20 protein-coding genes are annotated in these 15,745 nt (G+C 36.0%); 18 read left to right on the top strand and 2 right to left on the bottom strand.

All coding sequences use genetic code 11. The annotated features are described in order from the left end of the window. The first annotated feature begins 67 nt into the window (after positions 1–67). From MRBLBA3_RS11120 to MRBLBA3_RS11145, 6 genes are all read left to right on the top strand, one after another. A complete protein-coding gene (locus MRBLBA3_RS11120) occupies positions 68–676 on the top strand; it encodes a genetic competence negative regulator (RefSeq protein ID WP_001235405.1) in 609 nt (202 codons plus the stop codon). Between the two features lie 326 nt (positions 677–1,002). Further along, positions 1,003–2,289 carry an NAD-specific glutamate dehydrogenase gene (gene gudB, locus MRBLBA3_RS11125; protein WP_000225168.1) on the top strand — a complete coding sequence of 429 codons (1,287 nt, stop codon included), beginning with the start codon at positions 1,003–1,005 and terminating at the stop codon, positions 2,287–2,289. 80 nt (positions 2,290–2,369) lie between these two features. Beyond that, entirely contained in the window at positions 2,370–2,579 is a 210-nt protein-coding gene (locus MRBLBA3_RS11130) for a hypothetical protein (protein WP_000526180.1), read from the top strand. Between the two features lie 95 nt (positions 2,580–2,674). Next, positions 2,675–2,911 carry a DUF3961 domain-containing protein gene (locus MRBLBA3_RS11135; RefSeq protein WP_002075213.1) on the top strand — a complete coding sequence of 79 codons (237 nt, stop codon included), beginning with the start codon at positions 2,675–2,677 and terminating at the stop codon, positions 2,909–2,911. Between the two features lie 77 nt (positions 2,912–2,988). Next, positions 2,989–3,519 carry a peptidoglycan recognition protein family protein gene (locus MRBLBA3_RS11140; protein ID WP_001240649.1) on the top strand — a complete coding sequence of 177 codons (531 nt, stop codon included), beginning with the start codon at positions 2,989–2,991 and terminating at the stop codon, positions 3,517–3,519. Positions 3,520–3,628: 109 nt separating this feature from the next. Continuing rightward, the gene (locus MRBLBA3_RS11145) at positions 3,629–4,609 is read left to right on the top strand and encodes a YpdA family putative bacillithiol disulfide reductase (protein ID WP_363381261.1); all 981 of its coding nucleotides are present in this window, start codon (positions 3,629–3,631) and stop codon (positions 4,607–4,609) included. Positions 4,610–4,645: 36 nt separating this feature from the next. Here MRBLBA3_RS11145 and ansA read toward each other — a convergent pair whose 3' ends face one another. Continuing rightward, entirely contained in the window at positions 4,646–5,620 is a 975-nt protein-coding gene (gene ansA, locus MRBLBA3_RS11150; protein WP_097811188.1) for an asparaginase, read from the bottom strand. Between the two features lie 180 nt (positions 5,621–5,800). Between ansA and MRBLBA3_RS11155 the strand changes: the two genes are divergently transcribed. From MRBLBA3_RS11155 to MRBLBA3_RS11170, 4 genes are all read left to right on the top strand, one after another. After that, positions 5,801–5,974, top strand: a complete 174-nt coding sequence (locus MRBLBA3_RS11155) for a YpfB family protein (RefSeq protein ID WP_000738045.1) — start codon at positions 5,801–5,803, stop codon at positions 5,972–5,974. 130 nt (positions 5,975–6,104) lie between these two features. Further along, positions 6,105–6,782 (top strand): (d)CMP kinase, encoded by a 678-nt coding sequence (cmk, locus tag MRBLBA3_RS11160; RefSeq protein ID WP_000361260.1) that lies wholly within the window; start codon positions 6,105–6,107, stop codon positions 6,780–6,782. A gap of 330 nt (positions 6,783–7,112) precedes the next feature. Beyond that, entirely contained in the window at positions 7,113–8,261 is a 1,149-nt protein-coding gene (gene rpsA, locus MRBLBA3_RS11165; protein WP_000229578.1) for a 30S ribosomal protein S1, read from the top strand. Positions 8,262–8,273: 12 nt separating this feature from the next. Beyond that, the gene (locus MRBLBA3_RS11170) at positions 8,274–9,323 is read left to right on the top strand and encodes a type 2 isopentenyl-diphosphate Delta-isomerase (protein ID WP_000251052.1); all 1,050 of its coding nucleotides are present in this window, start codon (positions 8,274–8,276) and stop codon (positions 9,321–9,323) included. Between the two features lie 203 nt (positions 9,324–9,526). Here the strand turns inward: MRBLBA3_RS11170 and MRBLBA3_RS11175 are convergent, their stop codons facing one another. Beyond that, positions 9,527–9,661 (bottom strand): YpzI family protein, encoded by a 135-nt coding sequence (locus MRBLBA3_RS11175; protein ID WP_000513901.1) that lies wholly within the window; start codon positions 9,659–9,661, stop codon positions 9,527–9,529. Positions 9,662–9,779: 118 nt separating this feature from the next. Between MRBLBA3_RS11175 and MRBLBA3_RS11180 the strand changes: the two genes are divergently transcribed. The 8 genes from MRBLBA3_RS11180 to MRBLBA3_RS11215 all read left to right on the top strand — a co-directional run bounded on the left by MRBLBA3_RS11180 (position 9,780) and on the right by MRBLBA3_RS11215 (position 15,512). Further along, a complete protein-coding gene (locus tag MRBLBA3_RS11180; RefSeq protein WP_000349107.1) occupies positions 9,780–10,391 on the top strand; it encodes a YphA family membrane protein in 612 nt (203 codons plus the stop codon). After that, the gene (locus MRBLBA3_RS11185; protein ID WP_000141600.1) at positions 10,384–11,277 is read left to right on the top strand and encodes a YIEGIA family protein; all 894 of its coding nucleotides are present in this window, start codon (positions 10,384–10,386) and stop codon (positions 11,275–11,277) included. The genes MRBLBA3_RS11180 and MRBLBA3_RS11185 overlap by 8 nt, the downstream gene beginning before the upstream one ends. After that, entirely contained in the window at positions 11,274–11,459 is a 186-nt protein-coding gene (locus tag MRBLBA3_RS11190) for a capping complex subunit for YIEGIA (protein ID WP_000979049.1), read from the top strand. Before MRBLBA3_RS11185 ends, MRBLBA3_RS11190 begins: the two co-directional genes overlap by 4 nt. Positions 11,460–11,583: 124 nt before the next feature. Continuing rightward, positions 11,584–12,894, top strand: coding sequence for a ribosome biogenesis GTPase Der (gene der / locus MRBLBA3_RS11195; RefSeq protein WP_001125886.1), 1,311 nt, complete (start codon positions 11,584–11,586; stop codon positions 12,892–12,894). Between the two features lie 18 nt (positions 12,895–12,912). Further along, on the top strand, positions 12,913–13,935 hold the full coding sequence (locus MRBLBA3_RS11200) for an NAD(P)H-dependent glycerol-3-phosphate dehydrogenase (protein ID WP_000161767.1): 1,023 nt from the start codon (positions 12,913–12,915) through the stop codon (positions 13,933–13,935). A 115-nt stretch (positions 13,936–14,050) separates the two neighbouring features. Beyond that, on the top strand, positions 14,051–14,302 hold the full coding sequence (locus MRBLBA3_RS11205) for a stage VI sporulation protein F (RefSeq protein ID WP_000369757.1): 252 nt from the start codon (positions 14,051–14,053) through the stop codon (positions 14,300–14,302). Positions 14,303–14,529: 227 nt separating this feature from the next. Next, positions 14,530–14,733: a DUF2768 domain-containing protein gene (locus MRBLBA3_RS11210; protein WP_001289003.1), complete on the top strand. Its 204-nt coding sequence runs from the start codon at positions 14,530–14,532 to the stop codon at positions 14,731–14,733. 65 nt (positions 14,734–14,798) lie between these two features. Then, positions 14,799–15,512 (top strand): hypothetical protein, encoded by a 714-nt coding sequence (locus tag MRBLBA3_RS11215; protein WP_000719826.1) that lies wholly within the window; start codon positions 14,799–14,801, stop codon positions 15,510–15,512. The last annotated feature ends 233 nt before the right edge of the window (positions 15,513–15,745 follow it).

Consider the following 15,745-nt stretch of genomic DNA (forward strand, 5'->3'; position numbering starts at 1 on the left):
AGAACCATCTATTTTCTATTTCATATAATAAAAATTAGATGCAATGGTTACGTAGGGAGGGTATGAGATGAGACTGGAACGTTTAAATTACAATAAGATCAAAATTTTCCTAACATTTGATGATTTATCAGAACGAGGATTAACGAAAGAAGATTTGTGGAGAAATGCACCGAAAGTACAGCAACTGTTCCGTGATATGATGCAAGAAGCAAATAAAGAATTAGGGTTTGAAGCGGATGGTCCGATTGCTGTGGAAGTATTTTCTCTACAAGCTCAAGGTATGGTTGTAATTGTAACGAAAGAAAATCAAGAAGTGGACACAGAAGATGAGTTCCGTGACGAGTTTATTGAAATGCAAGTGACTCTTGATGAAAGTGAACATATACTTTACGAGTTTGCTACATTAGATGATGTAATTAATTTGTCAAATCGCTTATATAACCTTGGTGTAACTGATGGGAAGTTGTATACATGGGATAATCGCTTTTATCTTTGGATAGAAGAAGAAGAGCAATTTCAATTATTGAAGGCGGATTTTATAGCTATTTTAGCGGAATACGGTAATCCGTCAACAGCAACAATTTACCGCATAATGGAATATGGTAAAGAATTAATGGATTCTCAAGCAATTGAACAAATATACAATTACTTTGTGAAAAAGCAAAACCTCAGCTAATGTAACGTAGCTTGAGGTTTTATTTTTATTCAGCTGAAGATTGGAAAATCTAAAAATCTATAAAGCGAAGTTTAGGCAACAAGACTAGCCGACCTGTATTTGAAGATTTGATCAGTATTTTTTGATGAAAATAAAAAATATTTAAATATTTAAGTATTTTACTTTTCTAAAAGCAATAAAAGGACTATAATAATAGTGAAAACGCTTGCAACACGAAAAAGTTTGTATATATTTGTTAGCGTTTTCTATTGCATTCCAAGTTTAACGGTGTATACTAGGCAATGAAGGTTTACTAAACAAGTGAAATTACAGGGGGTTTACTTACTATGGTAGCCGAAAAGGGAACTCAAACGAAAACACAACAACAAGGGGAACAACATTTTGAATTGTTAAATTCAACACAAATTGTAATTAATGAAGCATTAGAAAAATTGGGTTATCCAAACGAAGTATATGAATTATTGAAAGAACCAATTCGTATGATGACAGTGAAAATTCCAGTTCGTATGGATGACGGGACTGTTAAAATATTTACAGGATATCGTGCACAACATAATGATGCTGTTGGTCCAACGAAAGGTGGAATTCGCTTCCATCCAAACGTAACAGAAAATGAAGTGAAAGCACTTTCTATTTGGATGAGTTTAAAATGTGGTATTGTTGATTTACCATATGGTGGAGGTAAAGGTGGAATCATTTGTGACCCACGTGAGATGTCTTTCCGTGAATTAGAAAGATTAAGCCGCGGTTATGTACGAGCAATTAGCCAAATTGTTGGTCCGACAAAAGATATTCCGGCTCCAGACGTATTTACAAACTCACAAATTATGGCATGGATGATGGATGAGTATAGCCGTATCGATGAATTTAATTCACCAGGATTTATTACAGGTAAACCACTTGTATTAGGTGGATCACACGGACGTGAAACAGCGACTGCAAAAGGTGTAACAATTTGTATTCGTGAAGCTGCGAAAAAACGTGACATTGATATTAAAGGTGCGCGCGTTGTTGTTCAAGGATTCGGTAACGCAGGTAGCTTCTTAGCTAAATTTATGCATGATGCAGGCGCGAAAGTAATTGCAATTTCAGATGCTTACGGTGCACTACATGATCCAAATGGATTAGATATTGACTACTTACTAGATCGTCGCGATAGCTTCGGTACTGTAACAAAACTATTTAATAATACAATTTCAAATACAGAACTGTTAGAACTTGATTGTGACATTTTAGTTCCTGCTGCAATTGAGAACCAAATTACAGAAGAAAATGCTGATAAGATTAAAGCGAAAATTGTGGTTGAAGCTGCAAATGGTCCAACTACATTAGAAGCAACAAAAATCTTAACAGATCGTGGTATCTTACTTGTTCCAGACGTATTAGCAAGTGCTGGTGGCGTTACGGTATCTTACTTTGAGTGGGTACAGAATAACCAAGGTTACTACTGGACTGAGGAAGAAGTAGAACAACGTTTAGAAAAAGTAATGGTAAAATCATTCGATTCAATTTATGAAACATCACAAGTTCGTAAAGTGAACATGCGCTTAGCTGCATACATGATTGGTGTTCGTAAAATGGCTGAGGCTAGTCGCTTCAGAGGTTGGGTATAATATATAATGTTTTGAGAAAACGTGATTTCCTTTCGAGGGAATCGCGTTTTTTTGTTGAAGTATTAAATGAGGTGTTGTATATGGGGAATGAAATGATGGAACGGGTAGACCAATTAGAAGAAAAGGTTAAGGTGTTAGAGGGTGAACTTGCAAGAGTTAAGAGAGCCCGAAAAACAAGTATCGTTCGGGTGTTCGGCGAAGGATTATTGTTTTTAATATTTGGTGCATTTGTAGTTGGACCAATTATCGCGTTTATATTCACAATTATTACTTGGCTTGTTGAAAAATAGAATAAAAAATAAAAAAAGAACGCTTGTTCTACACGAACAAACGTGCTATACTTTCCTTAGATAAGCAAAACGGAAATGATTTTAAGGAGAGATAAATGATGAAAATGACAGTAGACCAAAGATTTATGATGCCAGCGGATGTTGTAGAACGAGTGGAAGTATTACGAAACAAACAAAGTAAGCGTGGCACATTATTACAATCGGTTAATAAATTTTTCGGTTTAGATACGAAAGAAGATTGTGTTTGGTTTTACGGTTTTTATGGAGTGGCTGTAAGTATTTTATTATTTATGGTATTCACATCAAATATTTTCGATTTTATCTTCGCATAAGAAATATGCGATAAGGACATTGCTACCGAATACATATAAGGAAGTAAGGTAATTTTCTACAGCGGGAGTTGGTAGTAATGGCGATGTTTCCTATAGAGCGTAACTATATTGGATATGGAAGTTCACGACCGGGAATTCCTCTTTCTAAAGTAAGGTTTATTGTAAGTCATGATACGGGGAATCCTGGTAGCAATGCGATAGGGAATCGAGATTACTTTAATGAAATACAACCGAAAGCTTCGGCGCATACATTTATAGATGACAAAACGATATTGGAAATTGTTCCTATAAATGAAGTTGCGTATCATGTTAGATATGGTGTGCCGACGGATAATGACTTATATGGTTATGATGCGAATAAGGCTGCCATTGGGGTAGAACTTTGTTATGGCGGTGAGGTTAACTTTTGGGAAGCATATACTCGTTTTACGTGGTATCATGCGTATTTATGCCAAAACTTCGGTTTGAATCCGAAAAAAGATATCGTATCACATAAAACACTTGATCCAGCTAGAAAGATTGATCCTGAGAATGTATTAGGGAAACAAGGCATTAAATTTCAGCAGTTTTTAGCAGATGTCTATCGGATGTACGTTTCGTTTAGATGACAAATATATGAAAAATGAATACAATAAAGATAGGTGCCTACTGCTGTAAGTAGGTTTTTTCTTGTTTTTATAAATAGTGTATTGGTAGAAGACTAGGAGTGAGCTGAGTATGCAGAAAGAAACAGCTATCATAATTGGAGGCGGTCCGTGCGGATTAGCAGCAGCAATTTCGTTGCAAAAGGTAGGGATAAATCCGTTAGTAATTGAAAAAGGAAACATTGTAAATGCGATTTATAATTATCCAACTCATCAAACATTTTTCTCTTCTAGTGAAAAATTAGAAATTGGTGATGTAGCTTTTATTACAGAAAATCGTAAGCCAGTTCGAAATCAAGCGCTTGCGTATTATCGTGAAGTAGTAAAGCGTAAATCTGTACGTGTAAATGCTTTCGAGCGAGTGGAGAAAGTACAAAAAGATGGAGAAGTTTTTCATGTTGAGACAACAAAGCGTGACGGAAGTAAAGAAATATATATAGCGAAATATGTTGTTGTAGCCACTGGATATTATGACAATCCAAATTATATGAATGTTCCCGGCGAGGAACTGAAGAAAGTAGCTCACTATTTTAAAGAGGGACATCCTTATTTTGATCGAGATGTAGTAGTTATAGGTGGGAAAAACTCGAGTATAGATGCCGCGTTAGAACTTGTTAAAACCGGTGCGCGTGTAACGGTTTTATATCGCGGAAGTGAGTATTCACCAAGCATTAAGCCGTGGATTTTGCCGGAGTTTGAGGCGTTAGTACGAAGCGGCACAATTCAAATGCATTTCAGGGCTCACGTGAAAGAAATTACTGAACATACATTAACGTTTACAGTTGATGGTGAAGCCTTTACAATCCAAAATGATTTTGTATTTGCAATGACTGGTTACCATCCTGATCATAGTTTCTTAACGAAGATGGGTGTTCGGATTGATGAAGAAACAGGACGTCCGATTTATGCAGAGGATACAATGGAAACAAACGCTGAAAATATTTTCATTGCAGGTGTAATTGCTGCTGGGAATAATGCAAATGAAATATTTATCGAGAACGGTAGATTTCATGGGGATGCGATTGCGCAAACCATTGCATCAAGAGAAAAATAAAAAGCAGCTGTCGAAAAAACTTCGACAGCTGCTTTTTTAATCGTGCATATACATATTTTGGATTATTTCATGAGAGCTTGTATTCTCTAATGCGACTAACAATTTAATACGTGCTTTTTGAGCGTTTAAACCGTATGTGAATATAACACCCATATCTTTTAGTTGTTTGCCCCCGCCTTCATACGAATATACATCTTGAACGATACCGTTAAAACAGCGAGACACTAATACAACAGGGATTCCTTTGCTTATTAATCGTTCTAAACTAGGAAGTGTTCGTGGAGGTAAATTACCTTGTCCAAGTGCTTCAATGACAATTCCATCTACTGGAAGGTTTTCAATCGCTGCTAACAATGTATCGTCCATACCAGCGTATGCTTTTAGAACAACTACGTTTTTAGAAACTTTATTTACTGAATATGTTTCGTGATGTACTAAAGCGTGATGGAATACAACGCCGCGCTTTGTTACCATACCGATTGGTCCATACTGTGGACTCTGGAATGTTGCTACATTACTTGTATGTGTTTTCGTTACATTTGTAGCGCAATGAATTTCGTCGTTTAATACAACTAGAACACCTTTTTCAGCAGCTTCACTACAGCTAGCGACTTTTACGGCCGATAAGAAGTTATATAGACCATCAGCACCTAATTCATTACTAGAACGCATTGCGCCTGTTACAACGATTGGAATAGTTGCTTGCACTGTTAAATCTAAGAAATAGGCTGTTTCTTCTAATGTATCCGTACCATGCGTAATGACTACGCCATGAATGTTGTCTTGTTTTACTCTTTCATCAATGATGACTTGTAATTGTAACATTTCGCTCGGTGTCATATGAGGAGATGGTAGATGGAACACATCTTCAACGATTAAATCAACATCGCCTTCTAAATCAGGAATGAATTTTAAAAGAGGATTTTTTTCACCTGGTTGTACGACCCCAGTTTCTTTATCTTCCTCCATTGCAATTGTTCCACCTGTGTGTAAAACTAGGATTCTTTTCAATGCTTATACCCCTTTCAAGTTGAAAAATACATTTAGAACATAACATGTTTTGAGTAAATTCGACAATGGAAATGTATAAAAGTATGCCTCGAAAATGACAATAAAGTTAGCTGCTATATGTACGATGCATAAAATCACGAAACGAAATGTGTAAATATAGGATAGGAGGTAGCAATTACGTTGAAAAAGATGGAGAAAATTTTTATTCGTATATTAGTAATACAATTCATTTGTCTTTGTGTTGTGCAATTGTTATTTATACATAAATCATCAGTGAAATATTTATCTAAAATTGTTTATTACGAAGGTGTAGTCACAAAAAATAAGGTGGAAATCTTACAGGTGAATAAGTAGTTTTCATTTTCTTCTATGGTGGATTATGCTACAATAATTGAGGATTTAATGACGTGAAGCAAATGGGAAGAAGCAGGGGGAGAATACCTGCTTTTCGTTTTGTTTTATAAGTGAAAAATGAGGTGTTACAATGGATAAACGAATTTCAATTGCTATAGATGGTCCAGCAGCTGCTGGGAAAAGTACAGTTGCAAAAGTTGTTGCAAAAAAACTTTCATATGTTTACATTGATACAGGCGCAATGTACCGTGCTATTACATATGCAGCCCTTGAACAAAAAGTGGATATTGAAAATGAAGAAAAGTTAATGGAAGTTGTAAAAAATGTGAATATTGAATTTCAACAAGGGGAAAATACACAACTTGTATTTTTAAATGGACAAGATGTTTCTGAAGTGATTCGTACACCTGATGTGACGAATCGCGTATCTATTGTAGCAAAGCATCGTCTTGTTCGTGAAGAAATGGTACGTCGTCAACAAGAATTGGCTGAAAAGGGCGGCGTAGTAATGGATGGTCGTGATATTGGTACACATGTACTACCAGATGCTGAAGTGAAAATCTTTATGCTTGCTTCTGTAGAAGAAAGAGCAGAAAGAAGACATTTAGAAAATATGAATAAAGGTTTCGATTCTAATTTAGAGCAGTTAAAAGAAGAAATTGCTAGGCGTGATAAATTAGATTCAGAACGTGAAGTTTCTCCTTTGAAAAAAGCTGATGATGCATTGGAATTAGATACAACTTCTTTATCAATTGAAGAAGTTGTCCAAAAAATTATGGGTATTGTTTCAGGAGTATTTGCGAAATAAAGAAAGAGGACTATCCTCTTTCTTTATTTTTTTTGAAATGTAAAGGATACGTGAATTATAAGTCTCTTTTCTTGACAAATGGGCTAATTTGTAAGAAGTTAGTTACAGAGGAAAAAAACTGTCAGAATATATTCGCTATTATATTTCAAATCATACTTTCTTCAAGATGATTTTGCTGTATACTATTTATATAGATTTAATATAGTTTCTTGTGAACTGTATTGAAACAGAATATGTGATGATAAATTCTTAAACATGCAAATGAAAACATTTGTTTTCATTTCGTATATACATAAAAATGCTTTGTCAATTCTGTAGGGAGGTATTTCCATGGTAGAGAAAATGAATGAAGAAGTTATGAATTCAAAAGAATTACAAGTTGGTGACGTTGTTACAGGTTCTGTAACGAAAGTTGAAGAGAAACAAGTTCTTGTAAATGTTGGATACAAAACAGATGGCGTAATTCCAATTAGTGAATTAGCTAACGTTCATATTGAAAAAGCAAGCGATGTTGTAGAATTAGATCAAACACTTGAATTAAAAATTATTAAATTAGAAGAAGATGATCTTGTCTTATCTAAACGTGCTGTTGACGCAGAAAAAGCGTGGGTAGAATTACAAGAGAAATTTAATTCTGGTTATGTATTTGATGTTACTGTAAAAGATATCGTGAATGGTGGATTAGTTGTGGACCTTGGTGTTCGTGGTTTTATCCCAGCTTCACTTGTAGAAGTACATTATGTAGAAGACTTTGCTGACTATAAAGGGAAAACATTAGCGGTGAAAATTGTTGAATTAGACCGTGAAAAAAATCGTGTAATCCTTTCGCATAAAGCCGTAGTAGAACTAGAACTAGATTCTAAGAAAAAAGAAGCCATCTCTTCGTTAAAAGAAGGAGATGTTGTTGAAGGGACAGTACAACGATTAACGGATTTTGGTGCTTTTGTTAACGTTGGTGGTGTGGATGGTTTAGTTCACATTTCACAAATTTCACATGAACGTGTAGAACAACCTTCTGAGGTATTAGAGCAAGGTCAAAAGGTAAAAGTAAAGGTGCTATCTGTTGATGCCGATACACAACGTATTTCTTTATCAATTAAAGCAGCTCAGCCAGGACCTTGGGAAAATGTTGCTGGCGAAATAAAAGCTGGAGATATTCGTGAGGGAGTAGTAAAACGCCTTGTTACATTCGGTGCGTTTGTTGAAATTTTACCTGGTGTTGAAGGGCTTGTACATGTATCTCAAATTGCAAATCGTCACGTGAAAAATCCAAATGAAGTATTGGAAATGGGACAAGAAGTAAAAGTGAAAGTGCTTGAAGTCCATGTAGCAGAAAAACGTATTTCTTTAAGCATAAAAGAAACGCTTGAAGAAAATAATGTAACAGAAGATTATAGCCAATATGAGCCAAATGCTGATTCGGCTACTTTCCAGTTAAGTGATATTATTGGTGAACAACTGAAAAAATTAAAGAAATAAAGAGGGGTACAAGTGGTAAGGGCAAAACGTAAATTAGATCATATTGAATATGCTCTTTCTACTGGTCAGTCTCGTACGCATGGCTTTCATGATATTGATTTTGTGCATCAAAGCTTGCCAAATTCAAGTTATGACACTATAACATGTGAAACAAAAATCGGCGAACTTTCACTAAGTTCGCCGATTTTTATCAATGCGATGACTGGTGGTGGAGGAGAGCAAACATTACATATTAATGAGCAATTAGCATATGTAGCGAAACATCATAACCTTGCTATGGCTGTAGGTTCGCAAATGGCAGCCTTAAAAAATGAAAGTGAGGCGGCTTCGTATAAAATCGTCAGAAAGGTAAACCCAAATGGCATTTTCTTTGCTAATTTGGGGAGTGAGGCAACTGTCGAACAGGCGGAGCGTGCCGTTGATATGATTGAAGCGAATGCACTGCAAATTCATTTGAATGTCATACAAGAGTTAACGATGCCAGAAGGAGACCGTGATTTTACGGGTGTACTTCGGCGAATTGAACAAATTGTGTTAAAAAGTAAAGTTCCTGTCATTGTAAAAGAAGTGGGATTTGGAATGAGTAAGGAAACAGTACAGCAGTTAGCGAGTATAGGTATAACAGCAATTGATATTGGTGGACAAGGTGGTACGAATTTTGCTGCCGTTGAAAATGAAAGAAGACAGCGAATGCTTTCTTATTTTAATAACTGGGGCATACAAACAGCTACCTCGATTATTGAAGCAACCTCTACAAATAATAACCTCTCTTTTATTGCATCTGGGGGTATACAAACAGCGCTTGACGTGGCAAAGGCAATCGCATTAGGGGCGAATACAACTGCGTTTGCTGGGTACTTTTTACGTGTTTTAATGCAAGATGGTGTCGAGAAGTTAATGGATGAAATCGATCTTTTACATACAGATTTAAAATTTATTATGACAGCGCTTGGCGCGAAGACGATAGAAGAGTTACAATCTGTACCTCTTGTTGTAAAAGGCGAAACGTATCATTGGTTAATGCAGCGTGGTATTGATACTACGCATTATAGTAGGAGATAAAAAAATCAACCGTGTGGTTGGTTTTTTTTTATAAAATGAAGAAGTGAGATATTGCGCTATATAATTCTACGAATGAAAAAAGAGAATATCTTGTGATTGAGATATTAATACGAAAACAAAAGAATTATATTATGAATAGAATTTATTAAAAAAATTACGAAAAAAGACGGTTTCATACAATGTTGAAACCGTCTTTTTTATTTTTAGTGCTGATTTTGCTTTCGAGCTTGCTCCGGTGTATCGAGACTAGTTGCACCAGGATATTGAAGTGATTGGTCGCGATCAGATTCAACGCGGCGTGATTCTCTTAGCTTTCGTTCTTGGCGATCTTTACCCATTGTGAGTTCCACCTCCTTATTAAAAGTTTTGCTGTTATGAGAAAAACTATGCACAAAGAAAAGGTAGGATTAACTTTCATAAAAAGTTCCCATAATGGAAAACATAGGAGGTGAAATGATGGATGGGAGTACTTTTTATTTTGTGGCTTGGATAGGGTGGATTGTCGTGACCTTTTTTATGAAAAAAGAACCTATTCGTTGGAAGATAAGTGCTTGTATATTAATTTTTATTATTTGTTCCCCGTTAAATGTGACGATTGCTTCTTTTACTGTATCGGTAAATGCCCTTTTGCTTTGTGTTATTTCTTTTGTAGGCATCACGCTATACTCTATTTGGAAAAAATTATACGCCTTACTTTCGGCACTTATTATTGCAATGTTATATACAAGTTTCCATTTGTTAGAAGTATATGATCCGATTTGGATTGTGGTTGATAGGTTGTTGCTGCTAAGTGGTGCACTTGTGTATGCATCAATTTTATTGTACGGGGATCGCATATTAAGATTGTGCACCTTGTATATAGGGATGTTACAAGGAGAATTGTTGGTGACGCTTATTTTTCATAAATTACATTTTCCTTATGAATATGGCAGTTTAGCCTTTTTTGATGTTGTTGCTGTTTCTACTTTATTTATGGCGATTTTACTATGGATTACAAAAGTATCAGTATATATGGAACAATTTAAGAGGAAAACGCGTAAAAGAAGGGCGAGGGTAATACATGACTGAATATACACCAGCCATTTTATGTGGCGTAATTGCCGGGACGGTAACTAGGGTGTTAATGCTTCGTACCGATACGAGGCAATATCCGACGAGGCTTCACGGGAAAATTATTCATATTGCGATGGGGTTAATTGCGGCTGCCTTAGGGGCAATTGCGATTCCGTCTATTTTGAAAAAAGATTTTTCTGCAATTACATTTCTTACGTTAGCGGCGACGCAATTTCGTGATGTGCGTAATATGGAAAGAAATACGCTTCAACAATTAGATGGATATGAGCTCGTACCACGTGGTAATACATACATTGAAGGGATTGCATTAGTCTTTGAAAGTCGTAACTATTTGGCGATGTTAACGTCGTTTGTAACAACGTTTGCGTATATAGGATTCCATTCATGGATTGCTGGGGTAATTACTGGTATGGTAAGTTTTTTCATTGCGAGAAAATTAATGTCAGGTAAAAGGCTTCATGATCTTGTAGAAATTGAGCACGTCCCACTTCGTTTTGAAGGGGCGGGACTTTATATTGATAATATTTACATTATGAATATTGGATTACCAGTAAGGCAAGAAGAAATTATGAAATATGGAATGGGATTTATTTTAAAACCGAAATCGATAGATGCGATGGTTACAATCTCGAACTTAGGACAACGTCAAGCTATTTTACATGATGTTTCTGTTGCTTTAGGAATATATAGAGATTCTGGAACGCCGGCACTTGTACCGTTAGCGAAGCGTGATTTAGAGGATGGGAGAGTTGGGATTTTTGTTCTGCCGCAAGATCAAGATGTAGAAAAAGCGATAGGGGTAATTGGAAATGTACCAACATTAGAGAGTGCTGTTCATATGTCATCAGAAGCTCCGAAAGGAAGGGGAGATAAGAGATGATGTTAGAAAGTGTTATTCTCGCGGTTATTACAACAAAACCGGAGAAATTTGCAGGTGGTGCTCCTTTGTTTACTTGTGAATCGACAGAGGAACTAGAATTTGTTGCAAATAATTTAGAGGCGATTTTAGATGGTATTGCGCATCGCTTACAAGAGAATGTATATATTATTGTGAAACATTAGCAACGTGTGGTATAATATGAGGTGTTTTGATACGTTGAGAATTATTCTGGAATGCAAATCCCTTCTTGCACAAAGAAGGGTTTTTTACATAATAAACAGAAGCAAGTTGAAAGGATGAAAGTATATGCCGAAACCAGTAATAGCAATAGTAGGCCGCCCGAACGTAGGAAAATCTACTATTTTTAATAGGATTGTTGGAGAAAGAGTTTCAATCGTAGAAGATATACCAGGAATAACGCGAGACCGTATTTATAGTGCGGGAGAATGGTTAAATCATGAGTTTAACATTATAGATACAGGTGGAATTGATATTGGGGACGAGCCGTTCTTGACACAAATTCGTCAACAGGCGGAAGTAGCGATTGATGAAGCAGATGTTATCATTTTTATGACGAATGGTCGCGATGGTGTAACTGCAGCGGATGAAGAAGTTGCTAAAATTTTATATCGTTCTAAAAAACCAATTGTACTTGCGGTAAATAAGGTTGATAATCCAGAAATGCGTAGTGATATTTATGATTTTTATGCATTAGGATTTGGCGAGCCATTCCCGATTTCTGGTACACACGGTTTAGGACTTGGTGATTTGTTAGATGAAGCTGCAAATCATTTTCCAAAGATTGAAGAAGAAGCGTATGACGATGAAACAATCCGTTTCTCTTTAATTGGACGTCCAAACGTTGGGAAATCATCACTTGTAAATGCACTTCTTGGTCAAGAACGTGTAATTGTAAGTAATATAGCAGGAACGACGCGTGATGCTGTCGATACACCATATAGTAAAGATGATCAAGATTATGTAATCATCGATACAGCTGGTATGCGTAAAAAAGGAAAAGTATACGAAAGTACAGAAAAGTATAGTGTACTTCGTGCACTTAGAGCGATTGAACGTTCAGACGTTGTTTTAGTTGTTTTAGACGGAGAAGAAGGAATTATTGAGCAAGATAAAAAAATCGCTGGATATGCCCATGATTCAGGACGAGCTGTTATTATCGTTGTAAACAAATGGGATGCAGTGAAAAAAGATGAAAAAACAATGAAAGCATTTGAAGAAAACATCCGTGCTCATTTCCAATTCTTGGATTATGCACCAATTGTATTCTTATCTGCGAAAACGAAAAAACGTACACAAACGTTATTACCGGTTATCAATGAGGTAAATGAAAGTCATAGCATCCGTGTACAAACGAACGTATTAAACGATGTAATTATGGATGCGGTAGCGATGAATCCAACACCAACTCATAATGGTAGCCGTCTGAAAATCTTCTATGCGACACAGGTTGCGGTAAAACCACCAACATTTGTTATATTTGTAAACGATACAGAATTAATGCACTTTTCATATGAGCGCTTCTTAAAGAATCGTTTACGTGAAGCGTTCGGTTTTGTAGGAACGCCGATTCACATTATCGCTAGAGCAAGAGACTAATGGAGAGGATGTGATTTTATGACAAAAATCACAGTAGTAGGAGCAGGTAGCTGGGGAACAGCGTTAGCGATGGTATTAGCTGACAATGGACATGATGTACGTATTTGGGGAAATCGTCCTGAACTCATGAATGAAATTAATACGAAACATGAGAACAGTAAATATCTTCCAGGGATTACATTGCCAAGCACAATCGCAGCCTACTCTTCTTTAGAAGAAGCGTTAGTAGATGTAAATACAGTCCTGCTAGTAGTACCGACGAAAGCGTATCGTGACGTATTGCAAGAGATGAAGGGGATTATTACGGAACCAATTACTTGGATTCATGCAAGTAAAGGAATCGAACCAGGTACGTCAAAACGTATTTCGGAAGTGATTGAGGAAGAAATTCCAGAGAACTTGATTAAAGATGTTGTTGTACTGTCTGGACCGAGTCATGCTGAAGAAGTAGGTTTGCGCCAAGCGACGACTGTTACGTCTGCAGCCAAACGTATGGAAGCGGCTGAAGAAGTACAGGATCTGTTTATGAATAGCTATTTCCGTGTATATACAAACCCAGATATCGTTGGAGTTGAGCTTGGTGGTGCGTTAAAAAATATTATCGCATTAGCTGCTGGGATAACGGATGGTCTAGGGCTAGGTGATAATGCAAAAGCGGCATTAATGACACGTGGTTTAACGGAAATTGCTCGTTTAGGAAGAAAAATGGGTGGGAATCCGTTAACGTTTGCTGGTCTAACTGGTATGGGAGACTTAATTGTAACTTGTACAAGTGTTCATAGCCGAAATTGGCGCGCTGGAAATATGCTTGGAAAAGGGCACTCTTTAGAAGAAGTGTTAGAAAGCATGGGTATGGTTGTAGAAGGTGTAAGAACAACGAAAGCTGCTCATGAATTGGCAGAGAAAATGGAAGTTGAAATGCCGATTACAGCTGCTTTATATGACGTGCTATTCAATGGGAATAATGTGAAAGATGCAGTAGGCTCATTGATGGGACGTGTTCGAAAACATGAGGTTGAGGCGATACCTGATTTGTTATAAAAAAAACGGTAGAAGTACATTTTGTACTTCTACCGTTTTTTTATTTTCTGGGTTTTTTCACCAATTTTTCATTTCTGCATAGGATGAAGAGTAACTTGAGGAGAGGGTGAAAAAAATGGATAACAACATTTTTAGTAACATTGAAAAAGAAGCGAAAGTGAATAAAGAAGATATTTTTAAACTAGCATCATCTGTACAAAATGCGAACTTGCGTGATGAGCAAGTGCTTCGTCAATTGATTCATCAAGTTGCTCTAATGGCAGGACGTGAAGTGCCGAAAGAGCAAGAGGATCAAATTGTAAAAGCTATCATTAACAATAATATGCCAGCGGATTTTGGTTCGTTAAGTAAAATGTTTAAAAAATAAATTATGAGAAACAAAGAGTTTAGAGAATGCATATGATAGTCATGAAAGAATGGGAATAGAGCTGGTAAGGGCATATTTGGTCAACCGAAGCGCATCATTTCGTGCTTCGGTTTTATTATTTTAAATAAATTTCGTCAATTCACGGCAAAATGATGAAATTTATTTGTTTAAAGATTTTAATTTGTTAAAATAGTATAAAAATAGATTGAAAGTAAAGGGGTGTATATATGTCGGAAGGGCTTATGAAAATGTGGTTTGCTTTAGGGGCAATTGGATTTATGTTTCTTGCAGTAAGTTTTATTTTATTAAGTAGGCATAAAATGAAGAATAAAATTTTGAAAGGGATTACAGCTTTAGTAGCCTACACCCTCATGATTGTATCTGGAATTATTATTTTCCTTGTTGTATTTAGTGGCCCTATTGAGCAGTAGAGGATGTGTAGTCTGTAAATGTTACAAAAGGAACAGTCCATACTAGCAGGAAAAGGTGATTACCAGTGAAAAAAATCCATATTATTTTAATATTTTGTTGCATAAGCATTTTGACAGGGTGTATGTATCCGAGAGAAAATATGAAACAAAACGCTATTCCTTATGAAGATCAGTTACAAGTTGTTCAAAAAGCTATTACTACATATAAGGAACAAACGAATGGTTTATTGCCAATTAAGACGCGTGATATGAGTACGCCGATTTATCAAAAATATCCAATTGATTTTCAAAAAATTGCTCCGAGATACATACAAGAGGCACCAGGGAATGCGTATGAAAGTGGGGGAGTGTATCAATATGTATTAATAGATGTTGAAACAAATCCGACAGTAAAGTTAATTGATGTTAGGATGGCGGAACAAATTCAAGAAGTGGCATTAAAGTTAAGGATGTATCGTGATGAACATCAATATCCACCTTTTAAAAAAGTGATTACAGATGGTGTTTATGAATTAGATTTCAAAAAACTAGGGTATAAAGAGGTACCTCAAGTGACAAGTCCGTACTCTGGAAAAAGTCTCCCTCTTGTAATCAATGAAAAAGGAGAATTATTTGTTGATTATAGAATTGATTTATATGAAACGTTGAAAAAAAATGAAGGGCAATTTAAAGAAGGGGAAGATATCCGGAATATACTATTAAAAGATTCCCCGTTTGTCCCTGCATATTCTTTACCTTACACAGTGGAAAATGGCGAACCAATTTTTTTAAAATCATAAGTCATGAACCTTTCTTTTAGTGAATAAGTTCTAGAAGAAAGGTTTTTTATGTTATACAACTTGCGATGCAAACAAAAGGTATTTTTTAAATAGTCATATGAAATTGGACAAAATTATATGATATATTGTCCGAACTTCTTGAATACCATTATATTATATCAGATATTATAGGCAACGTTAGAGAAGGTATTAGTTGACTATAAACGTGGAATTATTCCCAAAAATATTGAGGG

The sequence above is a fragment of the Bacillus sp. LBA3-1-1.1 genome, assembly GCF_040676495.1.
GTDB classification, from domain to species: domain Bacteria; phylum Bacillota; class Bacilli; order Bacillales; family Bacillaceae_G; genus Bacillus_A; species Bacillus_A nitratireducens.

Coding starts and splice junctions, on each gene's coding strand:
- MRBLBA3_RS11130 (WP_000526180.1), top strand. CDS start 2,370: ATGGGGAATGAAATGATGGAACGGGTAGACCAATTAGAAGAAAAGGTT.
- rpsA (WP_000229578.1), top strand. CDS start 7,113: ATGGTAGAGAAAATGAATGAAGAAGTTATGAATTCAAAAGAATTACAA.
- MRBLBA3_RS11175 (WP_000513901.1), bottom strand. CDS start 9,661: ATGGGTAAAGATCGCCAAGAACGAAAGCTAAGAGAATCACGCCGCGTT.
- gudB (WP_000225168.1), top strand. CDS start 1,003: ATGGTAGCCGAAAAGGGAACTCAAACGAAAACACAACAACAAGGGGAA.
- MRBLBA3_RS11190 (WP_000979049.1), top strand. CDS start 11,274: ATGATGTTAGAAAGTGTTATTCTCGCGGTTATTACAACAAAACCGGAG.
- MRBLBA3_RS11145 (WP_363381261.1), top strand. CDS start 3,629: ATGCAGAAAGAAACAGCTATCATAATTGGAGGCGGTCCGTGCGGATTA.
- MRBLBA3_RS11185 (WP_000141600.1), top strand. CDS start 10,384: ATGACTGAATATACACCAGCCATTTTATGTGGCGTAATTGCCGGGACG.
- der (WP_001125886.1), top strand. CDS start 11,584: ATGCCGAAACCAGTAATAGCAATAGTAGGCCGCCCGAACGTAGGAAAA.
- MRBLBA3_RS11120 (WP_001235405.1), top strand. CDS start 68: ATGAGACTGGAACGTTTAAATTACAATAAGATCAAAATTTTCCTAACA.
- MRBLBA3_RS11180 (WP_000349107.1), top strand. CDS start 9,780: ATGGATGGGAGTACTTTTTATTTTGTGGCTTGGATAGGGTGGATTGTC.
- cmk (WP_000361260.1), top strand. CDS start 6,105: ATGGATAAACGAATTTCAATTGCTATAGATGGTCCAGCAGCTGCTGGG.
- MRBLBA3_RS11135 (WP_002075213.1), top strand. CDS start 2,675: ATGATGAAAATGACAGTAGACCAAAGATTTATGATGCCAGCGGATGTT.
- MRBLBA3_RS11140 (WP_001240649.1), top strand. CDS start 2,989: ATGGCGATGTTTCCTATAGAGCGTAACTATATTGGATATGGAAGTTCA.
- MRBLBA3_RS11205 (WP_000369757.1), top strand. CDS start 14,051: ATGGATAACAACATTTTTAGTAACATTGAAAAAGAAGCGAAAGTGAAT.
- MRBLBA3_RS11210 (WP_001289003.1), top strand. CDS start 14,530: ATGTCGGAAGGGCTTATGAAAATGTGGTTTGCTTTAGGGGCAATTGGA.
- MRBLBA3_RS11200 (WP_000161767.1), top strand. CDS start 12,913: ATGACAAAAATCACAGTAGTAGGAGCAGGTAGCTGGGGAACAGCGTTA.